Consider the following 14,695-nt stretch of genomic DNA (forward strand, 5'->3'; position numbering starts at 1 on the left):
TTATTTTAAAGGGCTATCCGCTTCTGCGCCATAGTTTTCTTGTAAATTAAAGATGTTTTGGCATACAGGATTTCACATTGGTGGCAATATGGGTGAAAAAGAGGTTTCGTTCAGCGGCAAATTACCCATTTTTAAACTCGACCTCAACTACCAAAATACCAGCAAAAACAAAACATAAGGTCGTCTGAAAACCGTTTTCAGACGACCTCGCGCATCTCAACTTAACGGCACTTGTATCCTCATCAAGCGCATATCCAATTTGCGCCGCCCCCGCGCAGTCGCATACACAAGGCGCAAGAGCCACGGATAACGCGGTTTGCAGACGCTGCTCAAGCCCGCTTCTTCGATGATTTCCACACCCGGCATCAGCCATCGGATGTCGTCCGTTCCGCTTATCACCCAGCGGAACTCGGGCGGCTTGTCCATTTTGCCGAGCGCGTCGTGGCGTTTGCTTTGTCCGGCAAGGGCTTTGGGAATGGTGTCGAAGGCAAGCTGGGCGTGCGGCAGACGGCGGGCAACCTGTTTAAAAAAGTCCTGCACCTGCGCTTCTTCAAAATACATCAACACGCCTTCAATCACGAGCAACACGGGTTTGCCGTGCGCGGCGACGGTGTTCATCCACGCTTCGTCGAACATGGACGCGCCCAGATAATGATTGTCCGACTCGGGCAGCAGCATACGCCGCACTTCAATCACTTCCGGCAAATCCAAATCATACCAGGCGGTAATGCGCGGCTTGCCCAAGCGTTCGTAACGCGCATCCAGCCCCGCGCCGATTTGCACGACGACGGCATCGGGATGTTCGGCGATAAAGTGCCGGGTCATATCGTCCAACAGCTTCGCCCGACCGCAACAGCCGACCTGCGATGCTTTGGCTTTGGCAAACTTGCCGAAGTCGTAGTCAATCTTGTCCAACATCCGCACGGCTTCGTCATCGCGCAAAAGCGGCTGCGCCCTACCCTGCTCCACCGCCTTCGCCCACAGGGGAATCAGCATGGTACTGGACAGGACGGAAACGGTTTCGGGAGAGATTTTTTCGGACATAGCAGCCTCCAATGAGAGAAATTCCTATTTACATCATACTCCCGCACAATACGGCTGCCAAGTTGCAAAAAGGTCGTCTGAAACCCGTTTCTTGGTTTTCAGACGACCTCTGTTTCGTTTATCGCATTATATCATCATGCCGTACACGCGATGGCGGCTTCCGCCACGTCGTCCGCGCTGTGCGGCAGTGCCAATGTGCGGGCGTTTTCCGCCCATTTGAGGCATTTTTCGCGGTTTAAGCCGCCGAGGATTTCGGCGAGCTTTTCCGCTGTCAGCTGGGTTTGCGGCAACAACAATCCTGCCTCTGCCTGCACCATAAAACGCGCATTGGCGGTTTGATGGTCATCGACAGCGTAAGGATACGGCACCAGCAGCGCACCCAGCCCCGCCGCCGTCAACTCGGCAATCGTCAGCGCGCCGGCACGGCAAATCACCAAATCGGCATCGCGGTAGGCGGACACCATGTCGGTAATAAATTCCACGCATTCGGCTTTCACGCCCAACGCGTCGTAATCCGCCTGCAAGCTGCCCAGCTTGCCCCGACCCGATTGGTGGTACATCTGAGGGCGCGCATCGTCGGGCAGCAAAGCCAATGCCTGCGGTACGGTTTTGTTCAACACGTCTGCGCCCAAACTGCCGCCGACCACCAAGATTTTCAGACGACCTTCACGCCCTTGGAAGCGTTCGGCAGGCGCGGGCAGGTTGGCAATATCGGCGCGGACGGGGTTGCCGACCAGGCCGCCTTCGTGGCTGAACGCTTTCGGAAAAGCGTATAACACCCGCTTCGCCCAGCGCGACAGTTGGCGGTTGGACAACCCTGCCACAGCGTTTTGCTCGTGAATCACAATCGGCACGCCCAAGAGCTTCGCAGCCAAGCCGCCGGGGAAGGTAACGAAGCCGCCGAAACCGATGACGCATTCGACGCGGTGTTTGCGGATAATCCGCTGCGCTTCGCGGACGGTTTTATACAAAGTAAACGGCAGTATCAGCTTGCGTTTGGTGCCGTTGCCGCGCACGCCTTTAATTGCCAGCGTTTCGAGCAGGATGTCGTATTGCGGCACGATGCGCTCCTCCATCGAGCCTTCGCTGCCCAGCCAAATCACATGATGGCCGCGCGCGCGCAATGATTCCGCTACCGCCAACGCGGGGAAAATATGGCCGCCGGTGCCGCCCGCCATCAACATGAAAGTTTTACCGCCCATGATTTACTCCACTTGGTAACCGCGCATTTTTTTGCGGTTTTCATAATCGACGCGCAACAATAAGGTAATGCACACCAGCATGACCACAACCGCCGAACCTCCATAAGACATCAACGGCAACGGCAGCCCCTTGGTCGGCAAAATGCCGATGTTGACGCCGATATTGAAAAAACTCTGAATACCTATCCAAACACCGATGCCGTTGGCGACATACGCGCCGAAGGTCAAATCCAAATCGCGCGCCTGCCGTCCGATGGAAAAGGCGCGGACGACCAGCCAAACATAGCACGCAACCAAAATACACATACCAAAAAAGCCGAATTCCTCGCCGATGACGGCAAAGATAAAGTCGGTATGTGCCTCAGGCAGGTAGAAGCGTTTTTCCAAGCTCGCGCCCAAGCCCTGACCGAACCATTCGCCGCGCGCAATCGCCATCAGCGAATGCGTCAACTGGTAGCCTTTGCCCAAAGGGTCCGCCCACGGATTCAAAAACGCCGACACGCGTGCCATGCGGTAAGGCGCGAGCATAATCGCCGCCGTCATAAATGAAGCCAGAATCATCCCCAGCATGATGAAATACTTGGCAGGGAAACCCGCCAAAAACACCATAGCCATCGTAACGCCGACAATGACGACGAACGAACCGAAGTCGGGCTGGAACATAATCAACACCAAACCCGCGGCAATCAGCCCGCCCGGAAACATAATCTTCTTCACGCTCTGCAACACTTCCGCCTTGCGCGTGAACAGGCTGGACAAATACAAAACGACGGCAAGCTTGAACAACTCCGTCGGCTGGATATTGACCGGTCCCGCGTGAATCCAGCGGGTTGCCCCGTTAATCTCCCGCCCCAAAAACAAAACCAGCAGCAGCAAAAGTCCCGAGAAGCCGAAATACCAGGGCATAAGCTTTTTCCAAGTGTTCATGCTGACAAAAGACAGGCCGATGCACACCAACACACCCACTGCGACAAACAAAGCCTGCTTGCCGACAAAAGAAAACTGCGTACCGCCCTCCGCCGCCGCGTACGCAATCGAAGCGGAATAAATCATCACCAGGCTGAACACGGTCATCAACACCGTCATCCACAAAAGCGATGTATCGAATTTCTGACCGCTGCGGGAAATCGGGCGGTCGAGAATCTTGGAAAGACTAATCATGAACAAACATCCGTTACGGAACAAACGTTTCAGACGACCTTTTGGATATACGGGTCGTCTGAAAATATCGAAAATCAGAAAAACGTCATTCTAAAGGTTTCTTGGCAAAGCAACAATTCAGATTCTTTAAAGACAGTCGGATTCCAGGGTTCTTTGCGCCCTCCCCTACCCATCACACACGCAAAAAAAGTCGTCTGAAAACGCTTTTATGTTTTCAGACGACCTTATCTCAATCTTTTCCTCAGGCAAACAGACCGCTTTTTATCCAATGCAAACCCTAAACCAACTGCGGTATTTCCGCCCACGGCTGTATCTGTTCCAACTGAGCGGCGAGGCGGAGCAGCGTGTCTTCGCGCCCGTGTGCGGCGGCGAACTGGGTGCCGACGGGCAGACCGTTATGCCGGTAAAGCGGCACACTCATGGCGGGGTTGCCGCTCATGTTCAGCGGCGATGTATAGCCGACGTATTGCAGCGCGGCGGCGGCTTCTTTTTCTAAAAACGGGTTGTTTTTCAACAGAAAACCCAAACGCAGCGTGCCGAACAGCAGGCGCATGGCTTTTTGTGCGGAGGGCGGCGGCATCATCTCGCCGATTTTCGGCGTGGTGCGCGGGCAGACGGGCGTCATCAACACGTCGTAGCGCATGAAAAATGCTTTGGCGGCACGTTCCTGCGCCAGCATCACGTCGCGCGCCCATGCCATTTCGCCCGCGCTGATTTGCCGCCCCTGCACAATCATTGCCCACGTTGTCGGCTCAAGCAGGCGGTGCGGCAGTTTTTGTCCGGTTTCGTATTGATATTGGTAGAACAGTTTTGCCGTTTCGCCCATGACGATGATGCGGGCGGCGCGGTTTAATTGTTCGGGCGGCGCAAAATCGGGCGTAGCTTCTTCCAATTCGTGTCCCGCGTTTTGCATCAGTTTCAAACTATGGGCAAACGCGGCTTCCGTGCCTTCGTCGTTGCCGCCGCCAAACCATGCCTGTTTCCAAAAAGCGATTTTCAGACGACCTGTTTCTTGTTTCAGGCTGTCTGCAAAACCGTTTTCGGGCGGCGGCGGGCAAGCATACAGGGCGCGGGCTTGGGTTTGGGCGGCGATGTCCAGCAAAACCGCGCTGTCGCGCACGCTGCGGGTCAGCACATGGTCGCATACCAATCCTTGCCATGCTTCCGATGCGTTCGGCGCGTAACTGCTGCGGCCGCGCGTGGGTTTCAGCCCGAACACGCCGCAGTTGTGTGCAGGTAAGCGGATGGAACCGCCGCCGTCGCTGCCGTGCGCTGCGGGGACGACGCCCGAAGCCACTGCCGCCGCCGCGCCTCCGCTGCTGCCGCCTGCGGTGTAATCCAAATGCCACGGATTGCGCGTGATGCCGTAAATTTCGGTTTCGGTAACGGCATATGCGCCCCATTCGGGCGTGGTGGTTTTGCCGAACACGCGCAGCCCCGCATCGAGATAGGCTTGGGTTAAGTCGCTGTTTTGCTTGGCAATGTAATGCTGCATCATGCGCGAACCCGACCATGTCGGCGCGCCTTCCCAATCTGCCAGCAGGTCTTTGAGCAAAAACGGCACGCCCGCCAGCGGCGTATCGGCATTTTCAGACGACCCCTGCCACGCCGCCGCGCGTTTGCGCAAATCGTGCGCCAACAGATTGAGCTTGGGATTGACTTCGTCCAAGCGGTTTAAAGCTGCCTGTAACACTTCATCGGCGGACACTTCTTTTTTGCGGATCAGCTCTGCCAAACCGACGGCATCGTAACGAATGTATTCTTGAAAATTCATGGGTTTTCCTTTCGGATTGATAAACACACGTTTTGTCAGTCAGGCATGGCTGCCCGCCGCCTCGCCGTTTGCCCGCATAGGCAATTTTTAAGAAACAGTAACACCGTATAAAGGAAAGAAACAAGTTTGCCGTTGCTGCAAAAAGGTCGTCTGAAACTGCCTTAACGTTTTCAGACGACCTTTGAGACAATGACACACAAGGTTTACGGTAAAACCAACCCTCTTTTCATGTTTCAGACGACCTCACAAAGCCTTAAACGCCTCGATAAACACTTCCGAACGGTGCGCATAGCCTTTAAACATATCAAAGCTCGCGCAGGCGGGGCTGAGCAGCACGATATCGCCCGCTTTAGCTTGGGCGTATGCCGTCTGAACTGCTTCTTCCAAAGTGGCGCAGTCGGTCAGGTTCAAGCCGCAGCCATCCAAATCGCGACGGATTTGCGGCGCATCGACACCGATCAGGAACACGCCTTTTGCCTTGCCGGCAAGCGCGGTACGCAGGGGCGTGAAGTCCTGCCCTTTGCCCATGCCGCCCAAAATTACGAAGAGCGGATTTTGCAAACCGGCAATCGCGGCGGCGGTCGCGCCGACGTTCGTGCCTTTGCTGTCGTCGATAAACACCACGCCGTTTTTCTCGCCGATTTTTTCCACGCGGTGCGGCAGGCCTTGGAAAGTTTTGACGTGTTCGAGCAATGCTTCGCGCGGCAAACCGACGGCTTCGCACAAGGCGACGGCAGCCATGACGTTGGCGGCGTTGTGTAAGCCTTGCAGCGGGATGTCTTGCGTGGCAATCAAATCTTCATTGCCTTGTTTCAGACGACCCGTCTCGCGTTCCAGCCAAAAATCGGTCTCGTGTTCCAACGAAAACCATTTCACCTCGCGCCCGGCACGCTTCATGGCGCGGCAGAACACGTCGTCTGAATTTAAAACCTGCACACCATCACCACGGAAAATCTTGGCTTTGGTATGCGCATAGTCGAGCAAATCGTCGTAGCGGTCGAGATGGTCTTCGGAAATGTTCAGCACCGTCGCCGCAGTCGGGCGCAGGCTTTCGGTGTTTTCCAGTTGGAAGCTGGAAAGCTCCAACACCCACACGTCCGCCTTCTTGCCTTCACGCTGCAATTCCGCCTCCAAAACCGGCGTGCCGATATTGCCCGCGATGACGGTATCCAGCCCGCACTTGATGCAGAGATAGCCGACCATGCTCGTTACCGTGGTTTTACCGTTGCTGCCGGTAATCGCAATCACCTTGTCGCCGCGGCGGTTCACAATGTCCGCCAGCAATTCGATGTCGCCCAACACGCGCCCGCCGTTTTGTTTGAACGCCTCGATATCCGGCTGACGCTCGCTGATGCCGGGACTGAGCGCCAGAATATCGAACCCGTTGTCCAACGCATCTTTCAGACGACCCGTGTAAAACACCAGCCCGTCAAACATCTTGCCGATTTGCGACACGCGCTCCGGTTTCAGCTCCGCATCATAAGCGGCAACCTCCGCGCCGTTTTTGCGCAGATAGGCAATCATGGAAATACCCGTGCCGCCAAGTCCGGCGACGAGGATTTTTTTGTTTTGGAAAGTCATTTTGGTTTTGTCCTAAGTTTTTTCAGACGGCCTTTAGAAAAATTCAATATCCTGCCTAATTCAATTTTTGGTAAACATCACAACTTTGCTTGTCTCCATTAGCACAAGCCCTCTTAAACCATTCTTTAGCAACTATTTTACTTTGACGTACACCTTGCCCTTTTAGATACATTACACCTAAATTGTATTGTGCAATGATATTTCCCTGAGCTGCCGCTTTGCGATACCATTTAAATGCCTGTGCGTAATCTTGGTGAACACCTTGCCCATTAGCATACTTCATACCTAAATTATTTTGAGCTTCAGCATACCCTTGTTCCGCCGCCTTACGATACCAATGCACTGCCTGTGTATCATCTTGACGAACTCCTTTACCTTTTACATACGCCACACCCAAATTATATTGGGCATCGGCCAATCCTTGTTCTGCCGCCTTGCGATACCACTGCACCGCCTGTATATAGTCCTGACGAACTCCTTGCCCATTGTAGTACATCACACCCAAATTATATTGGGCTTTTGCATGCCCCTGTTCTGCCGCCTTGCGATACCACTGCACTGCCTGTGTATAGTCCTGACGAACTCCTAGCCCATAGGAATACATTCCACCCAAATTAGATTGGGCTTTTGCATCCCCTTGTTCTGCCGCCTTGCGATACCATTTGACCGCTTCAGCATAGTCTTGACGGACACCTTGTCCGTTACGATACATCTGACCAAGATTGTATTGGGCAGCAACAACACCTTGTTCTGCCGCCCGCAAGGTTTCCTTAAAATTCGGCACATCATCAGCCCAAACTGCTTGCCCTATGCCCAAAGCCAGCAAAGCAACCATCATTTTTTTCAGTAAGGTGTTCATCTCAAAATCCTTTTTTTATTCAGAAGGTTTTTGGGTTTGTATATGTATTTCAGACGACCTTGGAATAAAGATTCAATATCCTGCCTGATTCAATTCTCGGTAAGCATCGCAACCTAGCTGTATTCCATTATCACAAGCCTTACCAAACCACTCTTTGGCAATCTTATAGTTCTGACGAACACCTTCTCCTTTGGCATATATCACACCCAAATTATATTGAGCTTCTGCAAGCCCTTGTTCTGCTGCCTTGCGATACCACTGCACTGCCTGTGCATAGTCTTGACGGACTCCTCGTCCTTCCTCATACATCACACCCAAATTAGATTGGGCATCGGCATACCCTTGCTCTGCCGCTTTGCGATACCACTGCACCGCCTGTGTATAGTCCTGACGAACTCCTAGCCCATTGTCGTACATCACACCCAAATTATATTGGGCTTTTGCATATCCTTGTTCTGCAGCCTTGCCAAACCACTGCACCGCCTGTGTATAGTCCTGAGGAACTCCTTGCCCATTGTAGTACCTCACACCCAAATTATATTGGGCTTTTGCATGCCCTTGTTCTGCAGCCTTGCGATACCACTGCACTGCCTGTATATAGTCCTGACGAACTCCTAGCCCATTGTCGTACATCACACCCAAATTATATTGGGCTTTTGCATATCCTTGTTCTGCAGCCTTGCCAAACCACTGCACCGCCTGTGCATAGTCTTGACGGACTCCCTGTCCGTTGATATACGCCACACCCAAATTATATTGGGCTTTTGCATGCCCTTGTTCTGCAGCCTTGCGATACCACTGCACTGCCTGTGCATCGTCTTGACGAACTCCTCGCCCATTGTCATACATCAAACCCAAATTAAATTGGGCTTTAGCATACCCTTGTTCTGCCGCCTTGCGATACCACTGCACTGCCTGTGCATCGTCTTGACGGACTCCTTGCCCATTGTCGTACATCGAACCCAAATTAAATTGGGCTTCTGCATCTCCTTGTTCTGCCGCCTTGCGATACCACTGCACTGCCTGTGTATAGTCCTGACGAACTCCTAGCCCATTGTCGTACCTCACACCCAAATTAAATTGGGCATCGGCATTTCCTTGCTCCGCTGCTTGAAGCATTTCCTTAAAATCCGGCACATCATCCGCCCAAGCTGCTTGCCCTATACCCAAAGCCAGCAAAGCAACCATTATTTTTTTCAACCATGTATTTGTATTCATTTCAAACTTCCCTGCTGTATGTTTAATAAAGGATCACGACATTTTCAGACGACGGTCGAGGTCGTCTGAAAATGTCGTAATTCTATCCTGACTGCATTTAAAACACTATTTTGCCACTTTGCCTGACTATTACCGGCAGAAATATCGTTATTGGGATTCTCCGCCATTGATTGAGTGCAACGGCTGCCACTTTACAACAGCAGCCCTTTTATCAAACAGGAAAAACGGGAAGGGATTCGCTTTTTTCAGACGACCTCAAGCCGGGAAGGTTGGGAAATAACCGTCCACGCCGTATTGCTTCAAGACGTTTTTCAGCTCGGGAATTCGGATTGTGGGATCGACTGCCATCGGCGGCATGGGCGGTTCTACGCCTTCTTCGTTTTGGTTGCGCATCCAGTCCGCCATCGCAAAAATTCGGATAAGGACGGGCTCGGCGAGGTCTTTGCTGATTTCCAGTTCGTTCATGGCTTGGGCGAAGCAGGCGATCCATTCGTCGCGCACCTGCATATTCACGGCAAAGGGCATATGGCGCGCCCGCAGCATGGGATGGCCGTATTTCTGCTCGAACAAGGGCGGGCCGCCGAGCCAGCCGCTGAAAAATTCGTAGAGTTTTTCGCGGATCAGCGTCATGTCTTCGCCGTGCATCTGGCGCAAGGCGCGGTATTGCGGCTCGAGTTCCATCAAGTCGTAAAAGCGGTCGGTCAGGTTGCGTACGCCTGCCGCGCCGCCGAATGCGTGATACATATTTTTCTTTCTTTAAAGGTCGTCTGAAACAGGGATTTTAATAGACTGAACCGCCTGCGTCATGCACGAGGTCGTCTGAAAACGCGGCCGGGGCAAAATCAAACCGGCAAACGGGTTTTCAGACGACCCCAAGGGCGTTATGATTCAATTATTAACAAAGATTCATAATCCGCCCGTCTGCAAAGCGGCAAACCATAGAGGAAACCCGACCCATGCACACCATCCGCGCCTTGCTCGTCCTGCTCGGCTGTCTCGCGCTCGGCGAAGCCGCCGCCTACCTTACGGGCATCAAATTGCCCGGCAGTATCATCGGCATGGGCATTTTGTTTGCCATGCTTCAGGCGGGGTGGGTGAAAGCCGAGTGGTTGCAGCAGCTTACCGACGCGCTGATGTCAAACCTGACGCTCTTCCTTGTGCCACCTTGCGTCGCCGTCATCAGCTATTTGGATTTGATTGCCGACAGTTGGCTGTCGATACTCGTCTCCGCCGCCGCCAGCACCGTGTGCGTCCTGTTGGTAACGGGCAAGGTACACCAATGGATACGGGAGAAAATCTGATGGACGGCATCCTTTCCCTGTGGCAGCAGCCCAGCGTCCTGCTTTTCCTGACACTGGCGGTGTACGCGTTGGCACTCATCCTCCGCGCGCGGACGGGCTACCTGCTGCTCAACCCCGTCTTAATCAGCACCGTTACCCTGATTGCCTACCTCAAAATCCTCGACATCGACTACGCCGTGTACCACGATGCCGCGCAGTTTATCGACTTCTGGCTCAAGCCCGCCGTCGTCGCGCTCGCCGTCCCGCTCTATCAAAACCGTCAAAAAATCTTCAGCCAGTGGCTGCCCGTCATCGTCTCGCAGCTTGCCGGCAGCGTTACCGGCATCATCACAGGCATGTATTTCGCCAAATGGCTGGGCGCGGAACGCGAAGTCGTCCTCTCGCTCGCCGCCAAATCCGTGACCACCCCCATCGCCATCGAAATCACCCGCACCATAGGCGGCATCCCCGCCATCACCGCCGCCACCGTCATCGTCGCCGGACTGGTCGGGCAGATAGCCGGTTATACCGTACTTAAAAACACCGTCGTCATGCCCTCGTCGGTCGGCATGTCGCTCGGCACCGCCTCACACGCCATGGGCATCGCCGCCTCGCTCGAGCGCAGCCGGCGCATGGCGGCATACGCAGGGCTGGGACTGACCCTCAACGGCGTACTGACCGCCGCCATCGCCCCGATTATCATCCCCGTATTAGGATTCTGAACACTTTTCAGACGACCCCGATGAACCAAAAGGTCGTCTGAAAACCAAATCAACAACAACCCCAAACAAAGGAGCAACAAAATGGCAGTCAACCTCACAGAAAAAACCGCAGACCAACTGCTGAACATCGACGGCATCCAACTCTTCACCGCCCGCGCAGGCATCAAACAAACCGACCGCGCCGACCTCACCCTGATGGTACTTTCCGGCGGCAACACCGTCGGTGCCGTCTTTACTACCAACCGCTTCTGCGCCGCCCCCGTCCACATCGCCAAATCACACCTCTTCGACGAAGACGGCGTGCGCGCCATTATCATCAACACCGGCAACGCCAACGCCGGTACAGGCGCGCAAGGCAGAATCGACGCCATCGAAACCTGCGCCGCCACCGCCGGACAAACCGGCTGCAAACCCTCGCAAGTCCTTCCCTTCTCCACAGGCGTTATCCTCGAGCCTCTGCCCGTCTATAAAATCGTCGCCGCCCTGCCCAAAATGCAACCCGCCGATTGGGCAGATGCCGCACGCGCCATCATGACCACCGACACCGTGCCCAAATCCGCCTCGCGCGAAGGCAGCGTCGGCGAAAAACACACCGTCCGCGCCACCGGCATCGCCAAAGGCTCCGGCATGATCCACCCCAACATGGCGACCATGCTCTCCTTCATCGCCACCGATGCCAAAGTTTCCCAACCCATCCTCCAGCTGATGACCCAAGAAATCGCCGACGAAACCTTCAACACCATCACCGTTGACGGCGACACCAGCACCAACGACAGCTTTGTCATCATCGCTACCGGCAAAAACAGCCAAAGCGAAATCGACAACATCGCCGACCCGCGCTACAAACAGCTCAAAGACCTGCTCGGCAGCCTCGCCCTCGAACTCGCCCAAGCCATCGTCCGCGACGGCGAAGGCGCGACCAAATTCATCACCGTCCGCGTCGAAAACGCCAAAACCCGCGACGAAGCCCGCCAAGTCGCCTACGCCGTCGCCCACTCGCCCCTCGTTAAAACCGCCTTCTTCGCCTCCGACCCCAACCTCGGCAGACTGCTCGCCGCCATCGGCTACGCCGGCATCGCCGATTTGGACGCCGACATCCTCGAAATGTATCTGGACGACGTATTGGTTGCCGAAAACGGCGGCCGCGCCGCAAGCTACACCGAAGAACAAGGACAGGCAGTGATGGCGAAAGACGAAATCACCGTCCGCATCAAACTCCACCGCGGACAAGCCGCCACCACGGTCTATACCTGCGACCTGTCGCACGACTACGTCTCCATCAACGCAGACTACCGCTCGTAAGGACAGATTGTAAGTTTTGGGTTTTCAGACGACCTAGTGCGTCGGAAATCCAATCCACAGGCAAAACCCGCGCTAAATCAAGGGAAATATGATCGAAAGGAACGATATTCCGGCAGTTTTCAACTGGTAGCGTGGGCTATGCCCGCGAAAATATAAAAGGTCGTCTGAAACCTGTATGCAGGCTTTCAGACGACCTTTGCTTTCCAAAAAACAATCCGTGGGCAAAGCCCACGCTACGGCCGGCTGTTTTGCAAACACCCGTTGCATAGGGCTTCCAGTGGATTCCCGCCTGCGCGGGAATGACGGAATGTAACCTTTACCATCATCTTAGCGCGTGTGTCGTCCTCAAAATATAGTGGATTAACTTTAAACCAGTACGGCGTTGCCTCGCCTTGCCGTACTATCTGTACTGTCTGCGGCTTCGTCGCCTTGTCCTGATTTAAATTTAATCCACTATACCTCCGCTGAAAAAATGCAAAAAGGTCGTCTGAAACCCTATTCCCAAGTTTCAGACGACCTTTGTTCCAATCAACCCTACAACACAGCCGCCGCTTTCTTCAACACCTGCCAGGCATATGCCTTCAGGCGCGGTTGGCGCAGCAGGCGGGCGGGGTGCGGGATGGTGAAATACGGTATGCCGCCGCACAATTCGTCCATGACCACCATCATTTCTTTCTGTTCGAAAACCTGACCTAAAAACAATACCGCACGGGCTTGGGACGATTCCAATTCATGCTTCAGGGCAGGCAATTCGGCATGGATTTGAGCTTCCGAAGGATGCGGGCTGAACACGGGGGCGGCTTTCACCCAACTGGTTTTGTGTGCCTGCTGCGGGCTGAGGCGGATGGCGGCGAGCATATTGTCCAGCAGGACGCCGGTTTCGCCGTGGAACAATTCGCCGTGCAGCGTATCTTCGGTCGACGGGCAGATGCTGACCACCATCAGGCGCGCGGTTTTGACTGTGGCGGACAGGCGCGGGAGGTCGTCTGAAAGGTGCGGGGCGGCAGGCAAATTTGCCGTGTTTTGGATGCTGCGGGCTTGTTTTTCCGCAGGCGTTTCCTGCTTGGGTTTCGTGTCGGGCTGACGGGCCGCTTCGACAGCCGCGGTTTGCGGAGATGGCATTTCGCGCTTGGGTACGTCCTGTTGGTTTCCGCCGTGTACGGCCGCCATTGCCGACAGACGCGCCTGATGCGCCCCTGCCGACAGGGTGCGTTCCTGACGGGGGATGGTCGTCTGAACCGACGCTGCCGCGGGTTTGGGCATACCGGTTTCGGGAGCGGTCAAAGCAGCGGGAACGGTTTTTGCCCCGCGCTTGAGCCACATCGGCCCCAGTCCCAAGGCTTCGTGCAAATGGAGGTAACGGCTGCTTAACATGATTTTTCCATCAAAATTGCGTCTTCATATCCGCCCTCGGGCAGGGGATAATAATTTTTCCGCCGGCCTGTTTCGATAAAACCGTATTTGCGGTAGAGGCCGATGGCGGCGGCATTGCCTGCGCGTACTTCCAACAACAGGCGGGATACGCCTTGGCTTGAGGTCATCTGAAACCAATATGCCAAAAGTTTTGAGGCGATGCCTTGGCGGCGGTACTCGGGGGCGGCGGCAATCAGGTGCAACTCGGACTCGCCGCAAATTTCGCGCCAGACGGCAAAACCGCAGATTCCGCCTCCGCGTTCGCAGACGCAAACGGTATCGGCAGGATTTGCTACCGCTTCGAGAAACTGCCGCTCCGACCAAGGCGAGGGATTGCCCGCCGCATCGATTGCGGTCAGGGCGGCACAGTCATCAAAGCTTGCCCGACGGATGTTCATGGTTTCGCCTTCCTTTCTGCCTGCTCTTTCGCCGTCAGGGCGATTTTGTCGCGGACGTATAACAATTCGGCATGTGCGGCGTCTGCCGCAGGATAACGCCCGCTCAGTGCCAGCTCGAGAAAATCGGCGGCAGTCGGCATGGACGGTATGCCGTCGAAAGGCGGCTTGTCAGCCAAGGCAAAGGCGTTGCCCACACCCGCTCCGAAGGTTTGTCCTTGCGGCAAAACGATTTCCGAAGCCTTGCCGACATGATAATCGCCCAAACGCGTATGGGATCGCGTGTCAAACCACGCATAAAACACTTCGCCCATACGCGCATCGGCCGCCGCCAATACGCAAGGGCAGTCGGGAACCAGATAAGCCGCCGCGTCCAGACTCGGCACGCCGACAACGGGCGTGTCGAAAGGGGTTGCCAAACCCTGCACGACACCCACCCCGATACGCAATCCGGTGAACGCGCCCGGTCCTTGCGCATAAACGATGCCGCCCAAATCCGACGCGCCTATGCCCGCCTGTTCGAACAACACGCGAATCTGCGGCAGGATGAGTTCTGACTGGCGCGTACCGACGTTTTCATGATACAGGCGCACCTCGCCGTCCGCACGCAAAGCGAGTGAGAGAAAAGAGGTACCGGTATCGACGGCAAGAATGGGACGTGAAGTATCGATGAGCATGGAATCTGTCCGTAATGTGTTGAAACGGCATTATAACATTGCCCGCAGAAGCAGTTGCTTGGTATAG

At 54.9% G+C, this 14,695-nt stretch carries 14 protein-coding genes and 1 pseudogene; 3 read left to right on the plus strand and 12 right to left on the minus strand.

From position 1 onward, the window contains the following. Positions 1-216 precede the first annotated feature (216 nt). From RSJ68_09525 to RSJ68_09560, 8 genes are all read right to left on the minus strand, one after another. A complete protein-coding gene (locus RSJ68_09525) occupies positions 217-1,044 on the minus strand; it encodes a class I SAM-dependent methyltransferase (protein WNU96666.1) in 828 nt (275 codons plus the stop codon). Positions 1,045-1,178: 134 nt separating this feature from the next. Beyond that, positions 1,179-2,246 carry an undecaprenyldiphospho-muramoylpentapeptide beta-N-acetylglucosaminyltransferase gene (gene murG / locus RSJ68_09530; GenBank protein ID WNU96667.1) on the minus strand — a complete coding sequence of 356 codons (1,068 nt, stop codon included), beginning with the start codon at positions 2,244-2,246 and terminating at the stop codon, positions 1,179-1,181. Positions 2,247-2,249: 3 nt separating this feature from the next. Next, complete coding sequence (gene ftsW / locus RSJ68_09535; protein WNU96668.1) at positions 2,250-3,407, minus strand: putative lipid II flippase FtsW; 1,158 nt, start codon at positions 3,405-3,407, stop codon at positions 2,250-2,252. A gap of 277 nt (positions 3,408-3,684) precedes the next feature. Continuing rightward, positions 3,685-5,181, minus strand: coding sequence for an amidase (locus RSJ68_09540; GenBank protein WNU96669.1), 1,497 nt, complete (start codon positions 5,179-5,181; stop codon positions 3,685-3,687). Between the two features lie 243 nt (positions 5,182-5,424). After that, positions 5,425-6,762: a UDP-N-acetylmuramoyl-L-alanine--D-glutamate ligase gene (murD, locus tag RSJ68_09545; protein WNU96670.1), complete on the minus strand. Its 1,338-nt coding sequence runs from the start codon at positions 6,760-6,762 to the stop codon at positions 5,425-5,427. A 55-nt stretch (positions 6,763-6,817) separates the two neighbouring features. Further along, positions 6,818-7,621, minus strand: coding sequence for a tetratricopeptide repeat protein (locus RSJ68_09550; protein WNU96671.1), 804 nt, complete (start codon positions 7,619-7,621; stop codon positions 6,818-6,820). Positions 7,622-7,693: 72 nt separating this feature from the next. Continuing rightward, on the minus strand, positions 7,694-8,839 hold the full coding sequence (locus RSJ68_09555; protein WNU96672.1) for a hypothetical protein: 1,146 nt from the start codon (positions 8,837-8,839) through the stop codon (positions 7,694-7,696). A gap of 255 nt (positions 8,840-9,094) precedes the next feature. Beyond that, positions 9,095-9,583: a group II truncated hemoglobin gene (locus tag RSJ68_09560; GenBank protein ID WNU96673.1), complete on the minus strand. Its 489-nt coding sequence runs from the start codon at positions 9,581-9,583 to the stop codon at positions 9,095-9,097. A gap of 212 nt (positions 9,584-9,795) precedes the next feature. On the opposite strand from RSJ68_09560, the gene RSJ68_09565 reads away from it, so the two are divergent. The 3 genes from RSJ68_09565 to argJ all read left to right on the plus strand — a co-directional run bounded on the left by RSJ68_09565 (position 9,796) and on the right by argJ (position 12,143). Beyond that, the gene (locus RSJ68_09565; GenBank protein WNU96674.1) at positions 9,796-10,140 is read left to right on the plus strand and encodes a CidA/LrgA family protein; all 345 of its coding nucleotides are present in this window, start codon (positions 9,796-9,798) and stop codon (positions 10,138-10,140) included. Next, the gene (locus RSJ68_09570; protein WNU98387.1) at positions 10,140-10,841 is read left to right on the plus strand and encodes an LrgB family protein; all 702 of its coding nucleotides are present in this window, start codon (positions 10,140-10,142) and stop codon (positions 10,839-10,841) included. Before RSJ68_09565 ends, RSJ68_09570 begins: the two co-directional genes overlap by 1 nt. An 81-nt stretch (positions 10,842-10,922) precedes the next feature. Next, on the plus strand, positions 10,923-12,143 hold the full coding sequence (argJ, locus tag RSJ68_09575; GenBank protein WNU96675.1) for a bifunctional glutamate N-acetyltransferase/amino-acid acetyltransferase ArgJ: 1,221 nt from the start codon (positions 10,923-10,925) through the stop codon (positions 12,141-12,143). A 290-nt stretch (positions 12,144-12,433) separates the two neighbouring features. On the opposite strand, the pseudogene RSJ68_09580 reads toward argJ, so the two are convergent. From RSJ68_09580 to tsaB, 4 genes and pseudogenes are all read right to left on the minus strand, one after another. Then, a pseudogene (locus RSJ68_09580) lies at positions 12,434-12,610 on the minus strand (IS5/IS1182 family transposase). A 67-nt stretch (positions 12,611-12,677) separates the two neighbouring features. After that, positions 12,678-13,517 carry a uracil-DNA glycosylase family protein gene (locus tag RSJ68_09585; protein ID WNU96676.1) on the minus strand — a complete coding sequence of 280 codons (840 nt, stop codon included), beginning with the start codon at positions 13,515-13,517 and terminating at the stop codon, positions 12,678-12,680. Further along, positions 13,511-13,954 (minus strand): ribosomal protein S18-alanine N-acetyltransferase, encoded by a 444-nt coding sequence (rimI, locus tag RSJ68_09590; GenBank protein WNU96677.1) that lies wholly within the window; start codon positions 13,952-13,954, stop codon positions 13,511-13,513. The genes RSJ68_09585 and rimI overlap by 7 nt, the downstream gene beginning before the upstream one ends. Continuing rightward, positions 13,951-14,628: a tRNA (adenosine(37)-N6)-threonylcarbamoyltransferase complex dimerization subunit type 1 TsaB gene (tsaB, locus tag RSJ68_09595; protein ID WNU96678.1), complete on the minus strand. Its 678-nt coding sequence runs from the start codon at positions 14,626-14,628 to the stop codon at positions 13,951-13,953. Before tsaB ends, rimI begins: the two co-directional genes overlap by 4 nt. Positions 14,629-14,695: the final 67 nt, after the last annotated feature.

The sequence above is a fragment of the Neisseria sp. DTU_2020_1000833_1_SI_GRL_NUU_006 genome, from assembly GCA_032388755.1.
In the GTDB taxonomy this organism is placed as follows: domain Bacteria; phylum Pseudomonadota; class Gammaproteobacteria; order Burkholderiales; family Neisseriaceae; genus Neisseria; species Neisseria sicca_C.

Excerpts from the sequence above, each read along its gene's own strand:
- tsaB (WNU96678.1), bottom strand. The coding sequence starts at position 14,628 with ATGCTCATCGATACTTCACGTCCCATTCTTGCCGTCGATACCGGTACC.
- RSJ68_09550 (WNU96671.1), bottom strand. The coding sequence starts at position 7,621 with ATGAACACCTTACTGAAAAAAATGATGGTTGCTTTGCTGGCTTTGGGC.
- rimI (WNU96677.1), bottom strand. The coding sequence starts at position 13,954 with ATGAACATCCGTCGGGCAAGCTTTGATGACTGTGCCGCCCTGACCGCA.
- argJ (WNU96675.1), top strand. The coding sequence starts at position 10,923 with ATGGCAGTCAACCTCACAGAAAAAACCGCAGACCAACTGCTGAACATC.
- murD (WNU96670.1), bottom strand. The coding sequence starts at position 6,762 with ATGACTTTCCAAAACAAAAAAATCCTCGTCGCCGGACTTGGCGGCACG.
- RSJ68_09560 (WNU96673.1), bottom strand. The coding sequence starts at position 9,583 with ATGTATCACGCATTCGGCGGCGCGGCAGGCGTACGCAACCTGACCGAC.
- murG (WNU96667.1), bottom strand. The coding sequence starts at position 2,246 with ATGGGCGGTAAAACTTTCATGTTGATGGCGGGCGGCACCGGCGGCCAT.
- RSJ68_09525 (WNU96666.1), bottom strand. The coding sequence starts at position 1,044 with ATGTCCGAAAAAATCTCTCCCGAAACCGTTTCCGTCCTGTCCAGTACC.
- RSJ68_09585 (WNU96676.1), bottom strand. The coding sequence starts at position 13,517 with ATGTTAAGCAGCCGTTACCTCCATTTGCACGAAGCCTTGGGACTGGGG.
- ftsW (WNU96668.1), bottom strand. The coding sequence starts at position 3,407 with ATGATTAGTCTTTCCAAGATTCTCGACCGCCCGATTTCCCGCAGCGGT.
- RSJ68_09555 (WNU96672.1), bottom strand. The coding sequence starts at position 8,839 with ATGAATACAAATACATGGTTGAAAAAAATAATGGTTGCTTTGCTGGCT.
- RSJ68_09540 (WNU96669.1), bottom strand. The coding sequence starts at position 5,181 with ATGAATTTTCAAGAATACATTCGTTACGATGCCGTCGGTTTGGCAGAG.
- RSJ68_09570 (WNU98387.1), top strand. The coding sequence starts at position 10,140 with ATGGACGGCATCCTTTCCCTGTGGCAGCAGCCCAGCGTCCTGCTTTTC.
- RSJ68_09565 (WNU96674.1), top strand. The coding sequence starts at position 9,796 with ATGCACACCATCCGCGCCTTGCTCGTCCTGCTCGGCTGTCTCGCGCTC.